This window comes from Paenibacillus thiaminolyticus (assembly GCF_003591545.1).
Taxonomy (GTDB): Bacteria; Bacillota; Bacilli; order Paenibacillales; family Paenibacillaceae; genus Paenibacillus_B; species Paenibacillus_B thiaminolyticus_A.
In genome coordinates this window covers 20,394-35,767 of the sequence record NZ_QYZD01000011.1, presented here as the reverse complement: position 1 = coordinate 35,767, position 15,374 = coordinate 20,394, and the positions used below count along the sequence as shown (strand labels likewise).

17 protein-coding genes and 2 pseudogenes are annotated in these 15,374 nt (G+C 55.9%); 10 read left to right on the top strand and 9 right to left on the bottom strand.

The annotated features are described in order from the left end of the window. Positions 1–56 precede the first annotated feature (56 nt). The 5 genes from DQX05_RS13635 (at position 57) to DQX05_RS13615 (ending at position 4,057) form a co-directional block, all read left to right on the top strand. A complete protein-coding gene (locus DQX05_RS13635; protein WP_119794151.1) occupies positions 57–1,466 on the top strand; it encodes a transcriptional regulator in 1,410 nt (469 codons plus the stop codon). 59 nt (positions 1,467–1,525) lie between these two features. Continuing rightward, complete coding sequence (locus DQX05_RS13630) at positions 1,526–2,017, top strand: D-Tyr-tRNAtyr deacylase (RefSeq protein ID WP_119794150.1); 492 nt, start codon at positions 1,526–1,528, stop codon at positions 2,015–2,017. 119 nt (positions 2,018–2,136) lie between these two features. Continuing rightward, positions 2,137–2,706, top strand: coding sequence for a class I SAM-dependent methyltransferase (locus tag DQX05_RS13625; RefSeq protein WP_119794149.1), 570 nt, complete (start codon positions 2,137–2,139; stop codon positions 2,704–2,706). Positions 2,707–2,790: 84 nt separating this feature from the next. Continuing rightward, positions 2,791–3,339 (top strand): CatB-related O-acetyltransferase, encoded by a 549-nt coding sequence (locus DQX05_RS13620; protein ID WP_119794148.1) that lies wholly within the window; start codon positions 2,791–2,793, stop codon positions 3,337–3,339. A gap of 19 nt (positions 3,340–3,358) precedes the next feature. Then, the gene (locus DQX05_RS13615; RefSeq protein ID WP_119794147.1) at positions 3,359–4,057 is read left to right on the top strand and encodes a class I SAM-dependent methyltransferase; all 699 of its coding nucleotides are present in this window, start codon (positions 3,359–3,361) and stop codon (positions 4,055–4,057) included. A gap of 554 nt (positions 4,058–4,611) precedes the next feature. On the opposite strand, the pseudogene DQX05_RS13610 reads toward DQX05_RS13615, so the two are convergent. From DQX05_RS13610 to DQX05_RS30725, 3 genes and pseudogenes are all read right to left on the bottom strand, one after another. After that, a pseudogene (locus tag DQX05_RS13610) lies at positions 4,612–5,134 on the bottom strand (transposase); the annotation flags it as partial. 113 nt (positions 5,135–5,247) lie between these two features. Continuing rightward, a complete protein-coding gene (locus DQX05_RS31410; protein ID WP_220483177.1) occupies positions 5,248–5,370 on the bottom strand; it encodes a YjcZ family sporulation protein in 123 nt (40 codons plus the stop codon). 26 nt (positions 5,371–5,396) lie between these two features. Next, on the bottom strand, positions 5,397–5,636 hold the full coding sequence (locus tag DQX05_RS30725; protein WP_182914738.1) for an S-layer homology domain-containing protein: 240 nt from the start codon (positions 5,634–5,636) through the stop codon (positions 5,397–5,399). 355 nt (positions 5,637–5,991) lie between these two features. On the opposite strand from DQX05_RS30725, the gene DQX05_RS13600 reads away from it, so the two are divergent. After that, positions 5,992–6,627: a hypothetical protein gene (locus DQX05_RS13600; RefSeq protein WP_119794146.1), complete on the top strand. Its 636-nt coding sequence runs from the start codon at positions 5,992–5,994 to the stop codon at positions 6,625–6,627. Between the two features lie 100 nt (positions 6,628–6,727). Further along, positions 6,728–7,363 carry a histones H3 and H4 gene (locus tag DQX05_RS13595; RefSeq protein ID WP_119794145.1) on the top strand — a complete coding sequence of 212 codons (636 nt, stop codon included), beginning with the start codon at positions 6,728–6,730 and terminating at the stop codon, positions 7,361–7,363. A 52-nt stretch (positions 7,364–7,415) separates the two neighbouring features. Here DQX05_RS13595 and DQX05_RS13590 read toward each other — a convergent pair whose 3' ends face one another. From DQX05_RS13590 to DQX05_RS13580, 3 genes are read right to left on the bottom strand one after another with little or no spacing between them, the layout of a single operon-like run. Then, positions 7,416–7,820, bottom strand: a complete 405-nt coding sequence (locus DQX05_RS13590) for a M67 family metallopeptidase (RefSeq protein ID WP_119794144.1) — start codon at positions 7,818–7,820, stop codon at positions 7,416–7,418. Between the two features lies 1 nt (position 7,821). After that, the gene (locus tag DQX05_RS13585) at positions 7,822–9,327 is read right to left on the bottom strand and encodes a cytosine deaminase (protein ID WP_119794143.1); all 1,506 of its coding nucleotides are present in this window, start codon (positions 9,325–9,327) and stop codon (positions 7,822–7,824) included. Positions 9,328–9,365: 38 nt separating this feature from the next. Continuing rightward, positions 9,366–10,643 carry a carboxylesterase gene (locus DQX05_RS13580; RefSeq protein ID WP_119794142.1) on the bottom strand — a complete coding sequence of 426 codons (1,278 nt, stop codon included), beginning with the start codon at positions 10,641–10,643 and terminating at the stop codon, positions 9,366–9,368. A 103-nt stretch (positions 10,644–10,746) separates the two neighbouring features. Here DQX05_RS13580 and DQX05_RS13575 point away from each other — a divergent pair, with 103 nt between their 5' ends. Together DQX05_RS13575 and DQX05_RS13570 are read left to right on the top strand one after the other, a co-directional pair. Continuing rightward, positions 10,747–11,403: a BMQ_0737 family morphogenetic spore coat protein gene (locus DQX05_RS13575; protein ID WP_119794141.1), complete on the top strand. Its 657-nt coding sequence runs from the start codon at positions 10,747–10,749 to the stop codon at positions 11,401–11,403. 93 nt (positions 11,404–11,496) lie between these two features. Further along, entirely contained in the window at positions 11,497–12,480 is a 984-nt protein-coding gene (locus tag DQX05_RS13570) for a CgeB family protein (RefSeq protein ID WP_119794140.1), read from the top strand. Positions 12,481–12,530: 50 nt separating this feature from the next. On the opposite strand, the gene DQX05_RS13565 is transcribed toward DQX05_RS13570, so the two are convergent. Further along, positions 12,531–12,878, bottom strand: a complete 348-nt coding sequence (locus DQX05_RS13565; protein WP_119794139.1) for a DUF1360 domain-containing protein — start codon at positions 12,876–12,878, stop codon at positions 12,531–12,533. 145 nt (positions 12,879–13,023) lie between these two features. Between DQX05_RS13565 and ytxJ the strand changes: the two genes are divergently transcribed. Continuing rightward, the gene (gene ytxJ / locus DQX05_RS13560) at positions 13,024–13,395 is read left to right on the top strand and encodes a bacillithiol system redox-active protein YtxJ (RefSeq protein WP_119794138.1); all 372 of its coding nucleotides are present in this window, start codon (positions 13,024–13,026) and stop codon (positions 13,393–13,395) included. Here the strand turns inward: ytxJ and selD are convergent. Together selD and DQX05_RS33420 are read right to left on the bottom strand one after the other, a co-directional pair. Next, entirely contained in the window at positions 13,384–14,457 is a 1,074-nt protein-coding gene (gene selD, locus DQX05_RS13555) for a selenide, water dikinase SelD (RefSeq protein ID WP_119794137.1), read from the bottom strand. The genes ytxJ and selD overlap by 12 nt on opposite strands. Positions 14,458–14,644: 187 nt before the next feature. Further along, positions 14,645–15,345, bottom strand: a pseudogene (locus DQX05_RS33420) (transposase); the annotation flags it as partial. Between the last annotated feature and the right edge of the window lie 29 nt (positions 15,346–15,374).

The following is a 15,374-nucleotide window of genomic DNA, read 5'->3' as shown; positions in this document are numbered from 1 at the left end:
TCCGCTGAATAGGATGAAGAGAAGGCAACACGGTCAGAACAGGGAGGGGAACTCGAATGGAGCTTCGCTATTGGGTAGCGAACGGCAGCCATATGTCCGTCATTCGTCAGGACGGAGACGGACTGGTCATTGAAGTGCTGGAGCACAGCCGGTGCGGCCGGACGGCGGAGCTGCGGCTGACCGAGGCTGCTGGCATGTATGATGTATGTCAGGACGATCAGGACTACGTCCATCTTGTATATCTCAACCGCCATCAGCAGCTGGTGCACGCCCGGATCCATCCCGATCAGGAGGAGCCTCGTACAAGCAAGCTGCCCGGGGAATACGCCGGGCTTGCCGGCTTGAAGCTGGCCTGCTGCGCGAACCGGCTCCACCTCTTGCTGCAGTATGCTTCACACGTCGAGCATGCGGCGCTCACGGGAATCCACTGGCACGAGCCTGCCGTGATGGCGGAAGCGGATCGCGTCATTGCCATGCAGTGGCTGACGAGCGAACGCTCCCTGTCAGCCTGCGGCCTGCTGATGAGACGGGGCAGGTTTCTTCTATGCCGCTGGAATTACGACTCCTCGTCCGGTACGTGGAGTGCGGCCGGAGAAGGAATGAATCTTCCTCCGACAGACGCCGGCGTCCCCTCGCGCCTCGCTCGTCTACCTGCCAGCGCCGTTCCCGCACCGGAGCGTCCCCGATGTCTCCTCGTCCGGCTCCTAGCTGGTCAACTCGCGTTCGCCATCTATGAATCCGAAATGGACGGATGCTGGCAAGCAATCGCCGAAGAAGCGATCGCCATTCCTGCCGCTCCCGCTTCCGTCATCTCCTGCGGCGCCGATTATGAACGGCTCCGCTTCAGTTGGGCGGCCGAGGATATGATCTGCCGCATTGATTATGATCTGGCCACGAGCACCTGGGGACCGCTGTCTTCAAGCGCCTCCGCCCATCCGGTTCTCTGGTGCTCTGTCACCGGAACAAGCTCCGGCGGGCCGGAACCGCAATGGATTGCCGATGGCCCCTCCATTCGGGAAGCGATCCGCTTGAGCGGGATGGAGCTCGACGCCTACCGGGCCGATCGGGACTTCCGCTCCAGCATTCATTTCGCGAAGCAGGCCCTCGCCTCCGTCGAGCGGCTCTCCGGCCGCATCACGCCCTTGGAGGAGGAGCGGAAGGAGTTAGAGCAGTGTCAGCAAATGGTTCAATCCCGGATTGCCGATCTGGAACGGCGCCTCTCCATCTTGGAGGAGGAACTTCGGATTCGCCGTTCCATCCGGCAAGCTAACCGGCTTCGGCACAACAATCGGCGGATATCTGCGGAGGGGCAACATGGACAGAGGGGGAAGGCCCCCGTCGAAGCTTCCTTCCGTTCTACTCTGTATGCCGCCCATTCACGCCCGCCCTTTCAGACGCCCCACCGCCGCACCGCCGCTTCCGAACCGTCTTTGCAGCCGGCGGCCGGCAAGCCGCCATCGAACTAGGCGGCACCCGCCTCCCCATGCTTCAATCATGAACTTACGTATAAAGTGAGGTGCTTCGCATGACCGAACCGCAAGCTGCCGTCCAGGCGGCAGAATGCCTGTTCCAATCCGTCATCGACTTCGACACGGAGGCGGAACGCGTGTCCGTCTTCGTCACGATGCTCTTCCGCAACGCCGGATCGGAGCCTATCGAACAGCCTCGCATCATCCTCTCCGTCACCCCCGCCCGTTCCTGCGACATCAGCGGCAAAATTCTCTCTCCCCAGCTCATTCCCGCCTTCAGCGTCTACGGGAAGGACGGCCGGAAATCGGGCTGGTCATTCACCGAGGATGAATGGTTCGCTAACGGCAAGGCTACCGGGGAGTACATCATTCAATCCATCGAACCGCTGACGATGCCTCCGGGCGTCTGGCTGGAAATGCCGGACTTCCATGTCTCGTGCGCCATTGAGAGGCTGCGGGACGGCCCGCTTGCCATCCATGGACTCCTGGAAGCCGGGGAGTCGCATTTCCCGGTGCTTAACCCGATTTCTATCCACTGCAGCTTCTGAGTGATCCGCATTTATGTGCGAACGTCTAGAGAACTTGCCTCCGCGCTTGCATAGAGTAATGAAGCAGCTGCTGTCCCGGGGTGATTTGCCGCCTCGGGCTAGTCGAAAAGGAGGGCATCATGAGACAAATTATTAAAAATTTGGTAGGCATCTGCGCACAGATTTTGCCGTGCGAAGAGCCGATTTATGAATTCGGTTCCTACCAGGTGGAAGGGCAGGTTGGATTTGCGGACTTACGCCCGTTTTTCCCGGGCAAAACGTATGTCGGCTGCGATATGCGGCCGGGCACCGGGGTCGATCTCATCCTCGATCTCCATCAAATCGCGCTCCCTGACGAGACGGCCGGGATGGTGCTCTCGCTCGATACGCTGGAGCATGTCGAGGATCCGCGTCTTGCGCTGACCGAGATTCACCGCATCCTGAAGCCGAACGGCATCGTCATCATCAGCTCGGTGATGAATTTCGGGATACATGATTACCCTGCCGATTATTGGCGCTTCACCCCGCAAGGCTTCGCCAGCATTTTGAAGCCGTTCGATACCGTCATTACGGATTATGCCGGGGAAGCCTTGTTCCCGCATACGGTCATCGGCATCGGCATCAAGGGAAGCGCGGTGCCGGAGCCGGGCGTGACGCAGCTCCTCCATGCCTTGGCCATGTGGAGAGAGAACAGCTACCACCAGCATTAACCTTCGCCATGCGCAGCGGATCCGCATAACCTGATTCACGGCGATTCAAGCCGATCCAGGCCGGAAGAGGGGGGAGATTCAGAAATGAGCGTCTTTATGAACCAAAACCCGGCCTATTCCGCATACGCTATCGGGGATTGGAGCTACGGGGACCCCGATGTGTTCTCCTGGGGGGAAGGAGCCACCCTGACCATCGGCAAGTTCTGCTCCTTTGCCGCCCGGATTACGATTTTGCTGGGAGGGGAGCACAATGTCGACTGGGTCACGACCTACCCGTTTAATCCGATTTTTCCGGCGGCCTCCCCTTATACAGGGCATCCGAAGACCAAAGGCAACGTGGTTATCGGCCATGACGTCTGGATTGGAATGGACTCCTATGTGCTGTCGGGCGTAACGATCGGCCACGGGGCCGTCATAGCGGCCCGCAGCACCGTATCCAAGGATATCCCGCCGTATGCGATTGCCGGCGGCAACCCGGCGCGCGTCATCCGGTACCGCTTCCCTTCGCATATCATTGACGGCTTGCTGCGCATCGCCTGGTGGGACTGGCCGATGGAGCAGATTCAAGCCGCTTGGCCGCTGATGCTCTCGAATCGAGTAGAAGAGTTTGTCCAGCTATATTCAGCCCGATAACGATGGAGGGAGAGCGAGATTGATCCATTTTTGGAACGCGATTATTCGCCCGGTTCTGGAGCTTGCCCGGCCCGCGGCTGTTGTCGAGGTCGGCTGCGCCCAAGGGTGGAATACGTTGAATCTTCTTACCTATGTCCAGTCGGTTCCGCAAGGCCGGCTCATCGCCGTCGATCCTTCGCCTCTGTTCGATGTCGCCGCTCTGCAGCAGCAGTTCGGGAGCGCCTTTGTCATGCTTCCCGATCTCAGTCTGAACGTGCTGCCGCAGGTGGGGGCTTGCGACGCGGCGCTGCTGGACGGGGATCATAATTGGTACACCGTCTACCATGAACTGAAGGCATTGGAAGGACACGGCCGCTACCCAATCGTGTTTTTGCATGATTTGGAATGGCCTTACGGAAGAAGAGACATGTATTATTTTCCGGAGTCGATACCCGAAGCTTACCGGAAGCCGAGCGCCCGCAAAGGCATACTGCCGGGGGTCAATGAATTGGTCGAAGGGGGCCATAATTCATCCGTGCATAATGCGGAATACGAGTACGGGGAGAGAAATGGCGTCTTGACTGCCGTAGAGGACTTCCTTCGGGATACGAAGCTTCGCCTCCGGCTCCACCGGGCCCGCAGTCAATTCGGCCTCGGAATCATCGTTCCTGACGAATCCGTGAAGGACCATCAATTGAATGATGCCATTCATCATATCGTTGCCGCCTCTGGCCTATAGCACCCGGACGCAGCGATGATGCCATGATCCGCAGACGACATATCGTCTGCGGATCATTGGCATGCGCTCAAGACGCGTCGTAAACAGGTTTCCCGTATGCAAATACAAGTTCGTAATGCAACAAAAAAAGGAGCCCGTGAGCACTATGCCAGCGGAACTCTTCTTCATCGCGGCGAAACTTTCATGATAGTTTCCCTACAGCTTTAGCACAAGCAATTAAAGCATTCTCTCATATTGTAATATTAAGAAAGGAGGTGGCTTGAATGAGACGTCATCGTAGAGCAATCACTGTTATTCTGCATCGGGGTCAAAGAGTATTGGTAGAGTGCAGACGCCGTAGAAGACGCTAATTACTCATTTTATGGGGCGCCCACCCTTTCTCCACTCCGTGTTATATCCGTAAGAAAAAAGCCTCGGAATAATTGAGGCCACTGAAGACTCACTGGGTTTTCAGTTCTGAAGCATGAATAATTAAAAAGGAGGCATCGGCCCGAGTTAATTTGGAGCGGATGCCTCCTTTTTCGATTCTTAAATCGCTGTACTGTCCGGTATGGTTAATCCGTTAACTTTAATATCCGCTTTAGATTCACTACGAATATGGCCATTGCCCCCTGCATTTGCATGCCAAGCAAACCCGAGGATGTGGCGACATCATACCCGTGCCTGTGTTTAAGCTCACTGTTCTTCGCTTCAATCTTGTAGCGTTCCTTAGATTTCGCTTTGAAAGACTCCGTTTCTTGGAACGCCATTTGTTCCGTGTGTTCCTTGGACTTCATGCTCACGGAGTAAGTTTTACTTTTGGCTCCCTCTTTATAACAACCTTTCTTGAATGGACAACGCTTGCATTTCTCTACGTCAAAATAGTAGGTGTCCGTCTGGTTGGTGCCAGCACCTTTCTTACCTTGACGTGCCTTTCGGAGTGCCATATGACCAGCTGTACATACGTACCAGCATCTTTATTGAATAGAAACTCGTCTTCTTTCTTACGACTGCCTTGTGTGATGAGCGGATTGAGTTTGGCCACAGTTCGATCTCGTTGTTCTTCGTATATGAGATATTATCCTTCTTGGAATAGGACTAATCCAGGGCCTTTGCCGTATATGTTTGAATTTGCAGAAAAAGAGCCCTGCTGAAGTGGCAGGGCATGCGATGAACGTGAACCATGAGCGCAGGATACAACCATGTGAATCTTAGTAGATAAATCCACGAGAAATAATTACAAGCAAAATAAACAGAACCAGGATTACACCAATAGAAGTAAAGCCTCCGAATCCACATGAGAAGCCTCCAATACCTCCAACAACACCGCTCATATGCCAACCTCCTCTCTTCTAGGTACTCATATCATATGAAATAAGCCGGGTTTTGACTTGGCTTGGACCCATTTAGAGAAAATTAGGCTTTGTCCCCTAGCTGCTTCAATATCCGATCTGCCCGCCACGGCAATCTCTGCCCATGTAATCGGCTCGTTCGGCGCGAATCCTCTATTACGGCCATTCATGATCCCCGCGTTCATCACTCTTCGGATCGATCCCTCTGCCCCATATCCTTCATAATCCCGCTGCTTCGGTTTTTCCATTCCCTTCAGATCCTGTTAATTGTGCCAACCGCTTGCCTATGGCCTCCTGGATACCCATAAGGATAGCCTCTTCCTGCCCAGGATGGTATGGGGCCACAGCCGATATGACCGCGCAGCCTAATAGAAAGAAAATCTTCTATCCACGCTTACATACTGGTGTAAAATGTTAACATCACAGATGTCTAATCCGGTGCAACTGCTGCATTTTCCTTCTCTCGAACCCGCCGCGCCCTGCAAGATTGTGTGAATGAATCTAGTAAATTCATCCAAGCCAAGCTTTTCCCTCCTTCATAAATTAGTAAAGTAGGAGGACATCCCACCGTCCTTCGAACACATGATGAAGGAGGTTTTCCCAATGCCACTCATTCCTATCCAACGGCTTACAAGCAGCACAACGAATGTCGTGTCCGCTGCGGATCGGGTCACGGCAGTGAACAGTCTCTTGGCAGGAGCGGCACCCAATGTCGTCAATGTCGGGAACGCACCGCTTATATGGCCTCAGCTCGCCAAATTCGATAATGACAATACGTCGTTCGCAGCCGCGCCGAATCCGCAATTCGTCTGGACGCAGCCAACCTTTATTCCAGGCGAGACGCATGGCTTCGCTGCCGTGTCGGTTACGATTCCGTTACAGATCGGGGTAATCAACGACTTCTTGCTTGCGTTGACTGTATTTGCCGACAACGCAGTTACGGCGCATATTCAAGCCTTCTCCTCTCTCGGCATCAATCTGATCCCTGTGCCGGGGCTGGACGTCGATTTGAATGCGGGTTCACTCAATCCGGTAACCGGAATTACGACAGATGTCGCCAATCCGTATAACTGGCAAAATGTCCGCTTCTATTCGATTCCGGCTTCTCTTGGACTAGTCGCTGTCAATATCGGCGTTCGCTTCGTCTTCTCGTTCCAGGTGACGAACTACTTGACGAATGGCGCTATCAATACCGCCGGCCTCGCCTTCGCCGCCGATATTTACCAGAACCTTATCTAAGCAATTCAACTGCTCATTTTCCATTCCAGGTTTGGCCGCATGTTTTCCGCCATGCTCGCACTTGCGGGCATGGCGACCTCTTTTGAAGGAGGAGACCGTCATGCCATTGATTCCGATTCAGCGGATCGTAAGCCATGAGCGCAGCGTCATCTCGGCAGCCGACAGTACCGCGGCGGCGGCACAGCTCTTGTCCGGAGGCGCCCCCAACGTTGTCCATACGGCCAAGCTGGCTTGGCAAGAACACGTTCTCGCGTCCCTCATCGACAAATACAGCGACTTCCTGTCGGGGCCGATGCCCGAACTGATCGCGCCGCCTGCCGGGCCCAAGCGGAACGAAACCAAAGGCTTCGCGGCCCAGACCTATCCGATCCAGTTGGAAGTCCCAGATCCTATTTTTATCCGCTGCTGCATATACGACCCGACCCGTACCTATTTCCGGATCGATCTCTGTAATATCGAAAAGCTCAATATGCTGGATGCCCCCGTTCCCCTCCTTATCGGAGGTCAGTCGTCCACGTCCCTGTTCTGTTCCCTGACTGCCGATCGCCGCAGCGGCAAGGCAACGCAGCTCATACGCTGCTACAGCATCCCGATCCAGTTCGATGCGGCTCTCATAGGCCTTGATGTCCAATTTCTCTTCTCCTTCGAGCAAGCCGGTTCTTCTCCCTCAAGCGATCCTCATATGAGCGGGTTCGCTTTCGCGGCCGAGGTCTATCAATCCGTACATGGCAAATAGCCGTGCCGATGTCACGCACGACACAGCCATCGTTCATCCATGCAACAATCTCTTATAGGCTGACAAGCAAAATCTGCTCTTCCCTGATTGTCCCTTCTGCAAAGCGGAAGCTGCGGACGCGCGGACGCATCCGCCTCAGCGAGATGATGAGATACGAGCAAGAGAAGGCTGCATGCTCTGCATCGAAGGGGGACGGGTAGGGAGAGCCGCTCGGATGAGAATGATACATGCCCAGCAGCTGTTCGCCAAGGCTCTCCATACCGTGCAGAGCCCTCGTCAACTCCTCTCCGTCCATCGTGAATGCGACCGGGCTCTGCTCCGCATTGCGGATTCGCCAGCATCGTGCGGCGATGCCATTGCGGCCGGACAACAGCCCGCAGGCTTCCAGGGGCTTTTCCTTGATGCAATGGCCTACCATATCGCGATAGGCTTGCGCCGTCATGTGGATCGCATCCATGTTACGGCTTACGGCTCCTTTCCCTGTCCATGGCGAGTATATGAAGTGGCTCCGGCTTGGTCCGCTTGTCTGTGGACTGCTGCGCGTGGTTCAGTTGGCTTACATAGCTGAAAAAAGACGGCTGGGGCGGCTGTCTTCGTTCCCGATCGCGGTGCACCCGGTTGCCGGAGTGGGACTGCAGCCATAAGAACATGGAGTAATTGGTCGTGCGGGGCTTCGCTTCCTCATCCGCAGGTTGGTCACGCTCCCCGCTCACTGCATCCTCCCCTATAGAACCCGGCGGCTCCTCTTGTTCGGATTGAGCCGCTTCAGCCGGAATAGAAGCTCCCGCCGGCGTCGCTTCCCGCACTTGTGCCCCCTCGTTCGCCGGGTTACCGTCCGCGGCGAGCAGGGCGGCCGCTACAGGATCTTCACCTGCAGCCGGCTCCTTGTCCGGCACTGCCGCTGCCGGCTCCAGTGTGTCCGCAGGATCCTGGTGAACCGTCTCGGGCGCCGCTTCCGTCTGCTGCACTTCCGCCAGATTTACTTGAATGTACTCCGTTCCGGGCTCCTCCTGCTCCTCTGCCCGTTCCTTCCGGAGCGGCTCCCGTCCGTTCTCCTGCGACTTCTCCGCTTCCGAGAGCTGCACCCGGATTGGCTCCAGCTTTGTTGTCTCCAGCTTTGTTGTCTCCAGCTTCAACGCTTCTTTCCGTTCCTCTGCCGGTTCAGGGAGGACCCGCTCTGCCCCTTCGGCTCCCGCCTTCCCGTTCACCGCCAGAGCTTCATCATATGACTCGGGCATCCGAGAGCCCGCTGCCGCTTCGGAAGCCGCAGGCCGAGGCAGATGATATCCTGCCTCTATCTGGCGCCCCTCCAATAGCCGCAGCTGCTTAATCAGCTCCATAAGCGGTTTCTTGCCTAAAAAAATCGTTGCCGCACCGACAACGCCATCGGTCAGCTGCTGCCGCTCCTCTTCACCCATGCTGTCGAAGCCGCCAGAAGCAAGTCCTGCCAGAGTCAACTTCTGGCCCGGCTGGGGCAAAATATAACTCAGTCCGCTCTTCCAATGAAAGCTGACTCCCTGAATCGGGATATCGCTATATCTGGCAATGTTCTGGACTAACAGGTTGGCGAACTGCCGGCTTGCCTTCATCTGATGCAGGAAATAATAGACGACGATTTCCTTTCTCTCCCCGTCGGGCGGCTGCAGTGTCAGCCATATGCTCTGCTTGCCGCTGTCCCATTCCTCGGAGCAGCGTTCGCGATCTTGCTCCTTGTCGATAATCCACACATGGAAGCCGGCATGCTTCAACGAATCTCGCATCAACTGAAGCAGCGGGGACGCCACACTCCCTACCTTGTTTTCCAGCACGATTTGGTATTTATGCAGCGGATTGACCACGTTCAAGATTTGCTTGCTTTTATCCAGATGGAAAGTAAAAGAATGCTTCCCCAGCAGTTGATACACATCGGGCAGAAACTCGTCGGCTATCGTGCACAGCGGCTTCGCATTAATCTGAATGTCCATATCGTCCTCCTCGCTTTCCGGGCACACTGGTCCTTCTATCATATGAAAGTCAGTGAGATCGGTTCCGCTCCTGCCCAGTTTTGCAGCTCATTAATTTCGGCCAGCATGGACCGCTCCTTCTCCTGCAGCCGTTCGTAACAAGCGAGCAGTTCCTCCACACGAAGCCGCTGGTTCGCCACATTCGTCTCCAAACGGCGTACCGAGTGCGCGGCACCGTCTGCCCGGAGCATCATCCAATCGAACATCTCCCTCAAATGCATAGGCATCCAGGACAATGACTCCCCGTCTGTCAGCCGAAGTTCCCGCTGCAGCAGCGGAAATAAATCGTAGCCGGCAATGGAACGCAGATGAGGGTATCCCGTTCCCAATAATGGCAGCGGAGCGGCATTGCCCTGTCCCCGCTCCATTCCTTGCACGAGGCGCAGCTTCGCCTCCGGCGCCAGGCGGATCTCGGTGAAGCCGGACCAATCCTCACCCATATTCGGCGAGCGAGCGCAACTGAGTCGATTGCCTTCCATAATATAGAGCAGGAAAACCTGCTCTCCCATCCACAGAAAATAAGGCTGCGGCACATTTCCCTCAAAATAAATCTTCAGCGGCGAGCAGGATTGAACGTCGGTCCGATCATTGGCGTAATAGCACTTGGCCGCCGTACCGCTCCGGATGGACCAAGCCGCATGAGGGCGGCCGCCTCGATCGAGCGACAGGCAGATTCGCCATCGTTGATCCGGCTGACGGGAAGCGAAGAGCCTCCGCCACACCGCTTCTTCCGAATCCGGCTCCATCTCAAGAAGATCCAGCGTTTGCAATCCTCCCTCATCTTGCAGCAGATGATACAGACCATAAAGCCTGCCTTCCCCGTTGACGGCATAAGCCGCTTCCCTCACATGCATGTTCAATGAACCGGAATCAGGGAAAGGAATCTCAATGTCCTCCCCTGCTCCTTCCGCCCGAATCCGGATAAGGCACCGGTTCTGATCCTCTCCCGTCACGACACTGACCATGCGGAGGGCGGAACGATGCCGGAACAGATATGGAAAGGAACTGACGGCCCGGCTGTCGACACGGACTTCCCGGCGCATTCCGGTTAGCGGATGGTACTTGGCATAGTACAGTCCTCTTTCCGTCTCCGCCAGCATATCGTAATGCTCTTCCGAGAAAAGCAAGCTTAAGCGGCGAACCGGGTAAGGGGCGGACATGAGGTTCCGGAGCGGCTTCCCTTCCACCGGGTACAGGATATGCTCCAACGCTCCGCCGCTTGTAATGCCAACCCAATGCGAGCCGCTCAGATCATGGAAATAGTGCACGTTCTCCATCCGCATTCCTCCAAAAAAAACACTGGGGTTTCGTCACCTTTTTATAGGTGCCTCCATAGACTGTAATTGAATTTGAAATCTAAAAAGGAGGCCTGGAACATACATGGAGAGCAAGTTGGTTCAAGGGCAACAGACGCCCCCCGAATATTTGCCTTTACCCTCTCTGGAATGTATAGAGGTTCCCAAAATATTCGACTGGGTACTGAAAACGACCCAAATTGTTGATGAATCCACGGTAGATTCTAGTTGCTTGCCTCTGCCCCTTTCGTTTCGTATTGAGGCCAGAGTTCTTAACGTGAATTGCGAAGAAAAAGTCGGATCCACCCGTGAAAATGTGGTGGTTACGATAGGCGGCAGACCGGTTACGCTGCAGCGGGTAGTGCTGCGGAAGTTCGGCACGTATGAAGTGACAATTATCAACACGGGGGTAACGCCTAACGTCGTCCATTGCCGGTTCACGAAGGACTTCATCCGCTTCGAAAAGGTTCTGCTGTGCGCCCCGCCTGGAACCACCATCGACTGCCATATCGTTCCGGAAGCGACGACGATCGACGTGCTGGATATCGTCAATAACATGTTCGTGAACGTGGATATCGTCATTTGCCAGAGCATTCAAGTGAAGGCGACGGTCAAAATGATGGTAGAAGCCGAATTGTGCCAGCCGCGCGCCGAAATCCCGATTCCTGAAAGTCCTTGCGTTGTCACTTTCCCTCAACAATGCCCTGACGTCTTCCCAGGTGCACCTTATCCGTTCCCTTAATAATCGAATGCCGTTCGCTTGGGGTGGTGGGCTCAACCACCCCCTTTTTTACTCATATTTTCCGGCTTCCATGCCGTCAAGCAAGGAGGGCCTATGAAGCTATATTACATCGCATCCGGCTATCGGAGGCCGATTGATATATTGGATAATGCGCTTATCAAGGCCTTGACGCAGCGTTTTCAGGAGGTCTCTTTTTTTCTGTCCAACCGGACGCCGTATTCCCAGTTGCTTCCCGACATCCGCTGCGCTGCGCCGGATTATGTGCTGACGATGGTCGGACCGAAATCGTTCCTTCCAACCGAGATAATCCGTTCGGTGAGGTCAATGGGAATCCGGACGGGAGCATGGTTCGTGGATGATCCGTATGCCATCGATAATGCCCTGCCCGTTGCCCGGGAATACGATGATGTATTCACGATCGATTCGGGCTGCGTTCCTTACTATGCGCGCAGCGGCTGCGCTCAGGTCCATCACCTGCCGCTTGGGACCGATACGGATATTTTCCGCCCGTATGTGGTGCATCCGACGTATCATCATGATGTATGTTTTTTGGGTACAGGGTACGAGAACCGGCTCGCATTTATGAAGGAAATGCTCCGCTATGTCGAGCGGAACGTGCGGGTGCAGTTGATCGGCCATTTCTGGGATTCGGTGGATTGGTCTTCCGGCTGCGTGCCGAGCATACGGGGGAAATGGGTGAACTTCTCGGAGACGCCCCGATATTTCAATGGCGCGAGCATCGTGCTCAACCTTCACCGGAGCGAGGACGACCCGCTCCTCGACAAGAACCGGAGCGGCGCGCCCGGACACAGCATCAATAACCGGACCTTCGACATTGCAGCCTGCCGGGCCTTTCAGCTAACCGATTATCGGCCTGACCTGCCCTTGTTCTATCGGCCGGAAGAGGAGATCGTCTGCTTCGATTCGCCCAAGGAATGCGCCGAGCTCATCCACCGCTATCTGCATGACCGCCCCGCGCGGAACGAGATTGCCGATCGAGCCTACCGGCGGACGCTAGCAGGGCATACCTTCGCCGATCGCCTAGATGCGATGCTGTCGTTGATCCGGTCGACTTGAGTCCGGTCCGGCGGTGCATAGAACGATAGGCAAAAGGGCGAGCCGAAGACTCACCCTTTGACATAAGATTCAATGATGCCGGCCGCTCCCGCAATAGCCAGTAGAAGCACAAGCGGGAACATAAGGTTCGGAAGGAGCAAATAAGTCGCAACCAAAAAAGCCGCCGACCAAATGCCGACGCACCAGTAGCACGTCAGCAGCTTGCGCATGAACGCATGGAAGCGGCCGCCCTTCTCATCGACGACGGCGTACATCATGCCGGATTCATCCGTCTTGAACCGTTCCTCGACGAAGGGACGGCGCACGAAGGACAGAATCTCATCGAACACAATCAGACGGGTCAAACGGTAACTCGCCAATATGAGCAATATCAGTGTCATCCATGATATGTCCCACACGAATCAGACTACCCCCTCGGATGCAACGCTGCGCGGATCAGTTCCATTGTATGGCGCTTCCGCCCGGGCTAGAACCAGAACCAAGCCAGTGCGGAGCAATGGCCCGTATGTCATCCGAAGACCGGAACAAGGAGGAGAAGCCCCGATGTCAGGACTCCCGATCATTCAATCTGATGAGCAGCTTACCCGCATGCTCCAGTTATCCGCCAAGAAGCCGCTGCTATTATATAAGCACAGCTCCCAGTGCGGGTCGAGCAAGGTCGCGCATGTCGGAATCAATCATTTCGTGAACCGCTATCCGCAGCTTGCCTCCCGCTTCGCGATCAGCGTCATCCGTGTCGTCGAGGAGAAGCATTTGTCCGATCGCGTGGCGCGAGAGCTCGGAATTCCGCATGTGTCTCCCCAGATTCTGCTCGTCCGCCAAGGGCGGGTCGTCTGGCATGCCGGGCATCAGCAGATCAATTCGCAGCAGCTATGCCGGGCCGCGATGCTGTACGGCCAGCCTTTAACGGGTTGAGCCGGCTTCCGCGCCGGTGACGCGAATCTCATTCGCGTGCTCGGCGACGACTTCGCCGATACACGCCGCTGCGACGCCCCGCTCCCGCATAGCGGCCACGAGCGGTTCCGCATCCTCTGCATCGACAGAGAGCAGCAGCCCTCCGGAGGTGACGGCATCGCACAGAATCCACTGTGCGATCTCGTCCAGCCGCTCATCGAACCGGACGCTGTCCTGCACATGGCGGAAGTTGTTCTTCGTTCCGCCGGGAACCGCTCCGCTCTCCGCGAGCTCGCGGACGCGCGGCAGAACAGGCACCTGCTCCGCGTAGATATGAAGCCCGGCACCACTGCCCTTGGCCATCTCCAGACTGTGGCCCATCAGGCCGAAGCCGGTCACATCCGTACAGGCATGGACGCGGAAATCCGCCATCACCTCGGCGGCGGTCTTGTTCAGCGTCGTCATCGTGCGGGTGACGACCTCGATCTCCTCTGGCCGGAGCAGATCCCGCTTCAGCGACGTCGTCATAATGCCAACGCCGATCGGCTTCGTCAAGATCAGCTTGTCGCCCGGGCGAGCCCCGGCATTGGTCAATACCCGGTTCGGGTGGATGGTGCCAGTGACCGCCATGCCGAACTTCGGCTCGGGATCATCGATCGAGTGGCCGCCCACCAGCGTCGCTCCCGCCTCGGCAACCTTGTCTCCAGCCCCCCGCAAAATATCGGCGAGCACCGATTTGTCCAGCTTCGCGATCGGGAAAGCGACAATATTGAGCGCCGTCAGCGGCTTGCCGCCCATCGCATAGATATCGCTAAGCGCATTGGCCGCAGCCACCTGCCCGAACGAATACGGATCATCGACTATCGGCGTGAAAAAATCGACGGTCTGCACGAGTGCTAGATCGTCGTTCAGCCGGAAGACGCCTGCGTCGTCGCTCGTATCCAATCCGACCAGAAGATCCGGGTGCTTCTCTGTCTTCGGCAGCTGGCGCAGCACTTGGGACAGATCGGCCGGACCGATTTTGCAGCCGCAGCCCCCTTTGCTCGATAAGGCCGTCAAACGGACTTGAGATTGTTGTTCCATCTCACTTCATCTCCCTAACTATGGCGTGCATGATATGTCATTATTTTACCACAAATAGCGGGCATGACGTAGGGACGAGGCGGCATACACACAAGGCCGGGGCCACGGCATTCGTTTGGTATGCTTTATTTCTCCGACAAAAAACCAATTCATTGATATCCCATAATATGAATAAAAACATACACGTTTGCAAGGCAACCACCCAATCGAGCGTACCGACTTCGTCGCACAGGAAATATAACACGCCGCCGAAGGAGCGAGCGTCTGTGCTTTGCCGATGCTGCCAAGCCAGCAGAATGAAGGTATCGGGAAAACACAAAACGCTCATTGCCATTTTTGACCATCCCGATCACGTTCAGCCCACGGGCAGCGACTTCGCCAATGAACGGCGCATGCGTGAACCAACAGTCCATCAAGACGTAGGATGCGGTGACTCCGGCTGCCAAAGCGCGATCCAACATGGACGCGATCACCTGCGGAGCGACTGGAGCGCTTCCTGACGACGCTTGTAGCCGTGTGTCCGTTTGTCGATGTTCTCGTTCAAGCCGTTGATGGCAGAATTGCTTGAACTGAGCAACGCGTAGTCCACCGGCAAGAAGGCATGCCCGTCGGACCATCCCATGGTGAGTATGCGAAACGCATTATAATAAGCGCCGGTGGCATGATCCTTGAACCGGGCGAGCAACTCGACCGCCTTGCTTCGATTGCGTTCGAACATTGAATCGTCAATGATGAAGACGGAGTCCCGATCCGCAGAGGTAAGACCGTGACCTTCTGCACGGTGGCCGTGCCGAGTAGCGGCAGAAAGCGACGCCAAGCAAAGCCGGCATGAATGAGGAAACGATATACCGCATCTTTGCCGGTATGCGTTTCGCTCGAATTTTCCTCCTCGACTCACGCTCTACCGTTGATATGAA

Excerpts from the sequence above, each read along its gene's own strand:
- DQX05_RS13590 (WP_119794144.1), bottom strand. The coding sequence starts at position 7,820 with ATGGATGCGATCCACATGACGGCGCAAGCCTATCGCGATATGGTAGGC.
- DQX05_RS13585 (WP_119794143.1), bottom strand. The coding sequence starts at position 9,327 with ATGGACATTCAGATTAATGCGAAGCCGCTGTGCACGATAGCCGACGAG.
- DQX05_RS13575 (WP_119794141.1), top strand. The coding sequence starts at position 10,747 with ATGGAGAGCAAGTTGGTTCAAGGGCAACAGACGCCCCCCGAATATTTG.
- selD (WP_119794137.1), bottom strand. The coding sequence starts at position 14,457 with ATGGAACAACAATCTCAAGTCCGTTTGACGGCCTTATCGAGCAAAGGG.
- DQX05_RS13625 (WP_119794149.1), top strand. The coding sequence starts at position 2,137 with ATGAGACAAATTATTAAAAATTTGGTAGGCATCTGCGCACAGATTTTG.
- DQX05_RS30725 (WP_182914738.1), bottom strand. The coding sequence starts at position 5,636 with ATGGAAAAACCGAAGCAGCGGGATTATGAAGGATATGGGGCAGAGGGA.
- ytxJ (WP_119794138.1), top strand. The coding sequence starts at position 13,024 with ATGTCAGGACTCCCGATCATTCAATCTGATGAGCAGCTTACCCGCATG.
- DQX05_RS13630 (WP_119794150.1), top strand. The coding sequence starts at position 1,526 with ATGACCGAACCGCAAGCTGCCGTCCAGGCGGCAGAATGCCTGTTCCAA.
- DQX05_RS13580 (WP_119794142.1), bottom strand. The coding sequence starts at position 10,643 with ATGGAGAACGTGCACTATTTCCATGATCTGAGCGGCTCGCATTGGGTT.
- DQX05_RS13600 (WP_119794146.1), top strand. The coding sequence starts at position 5,992 with ATGCCACTCATTCCTATCCAACGGCTTACAAGCAGCACAACGAATGTC.
- DQX05_RS13595 (WP_119794145.1), top strand. The coding sequence starts at position 6,728 with ATGCCATTGATTCCGATTCAGCGGATCGTAAGCCATGAGCGCAGCGTC.
- DQX05_RS13635 (WP_119794151.1), top strand. The coding sequence starts at position 57 with ATGGAGCTTCGCTATTGGGTAGCGAACGGCAGCCATATGTCCGTCATT.
- DQX05_RS13570 (WP_119794140.1), top strand. The coding sequence starts at position 11,497 with ATGAAGCTATATTACATCGCATCCGGCTATCGGAGGCCGATTGATATA.
- DQX05_RS13620 (WP_119794148.1), top strand. The coding sequence starts at position 2,791 with ATGAGCGTCTTTATGAACCAAAACCCGGCCTATTCCGCATACGCTATC.
- DQX05_RS31410 (WP_220483177.1), bottom strand. The coding sequence starts at position 5,370 with ATGAGCGGTGTTGTTGGAGGTATTGGAGGCTTCTCATGTGGATTCGGA.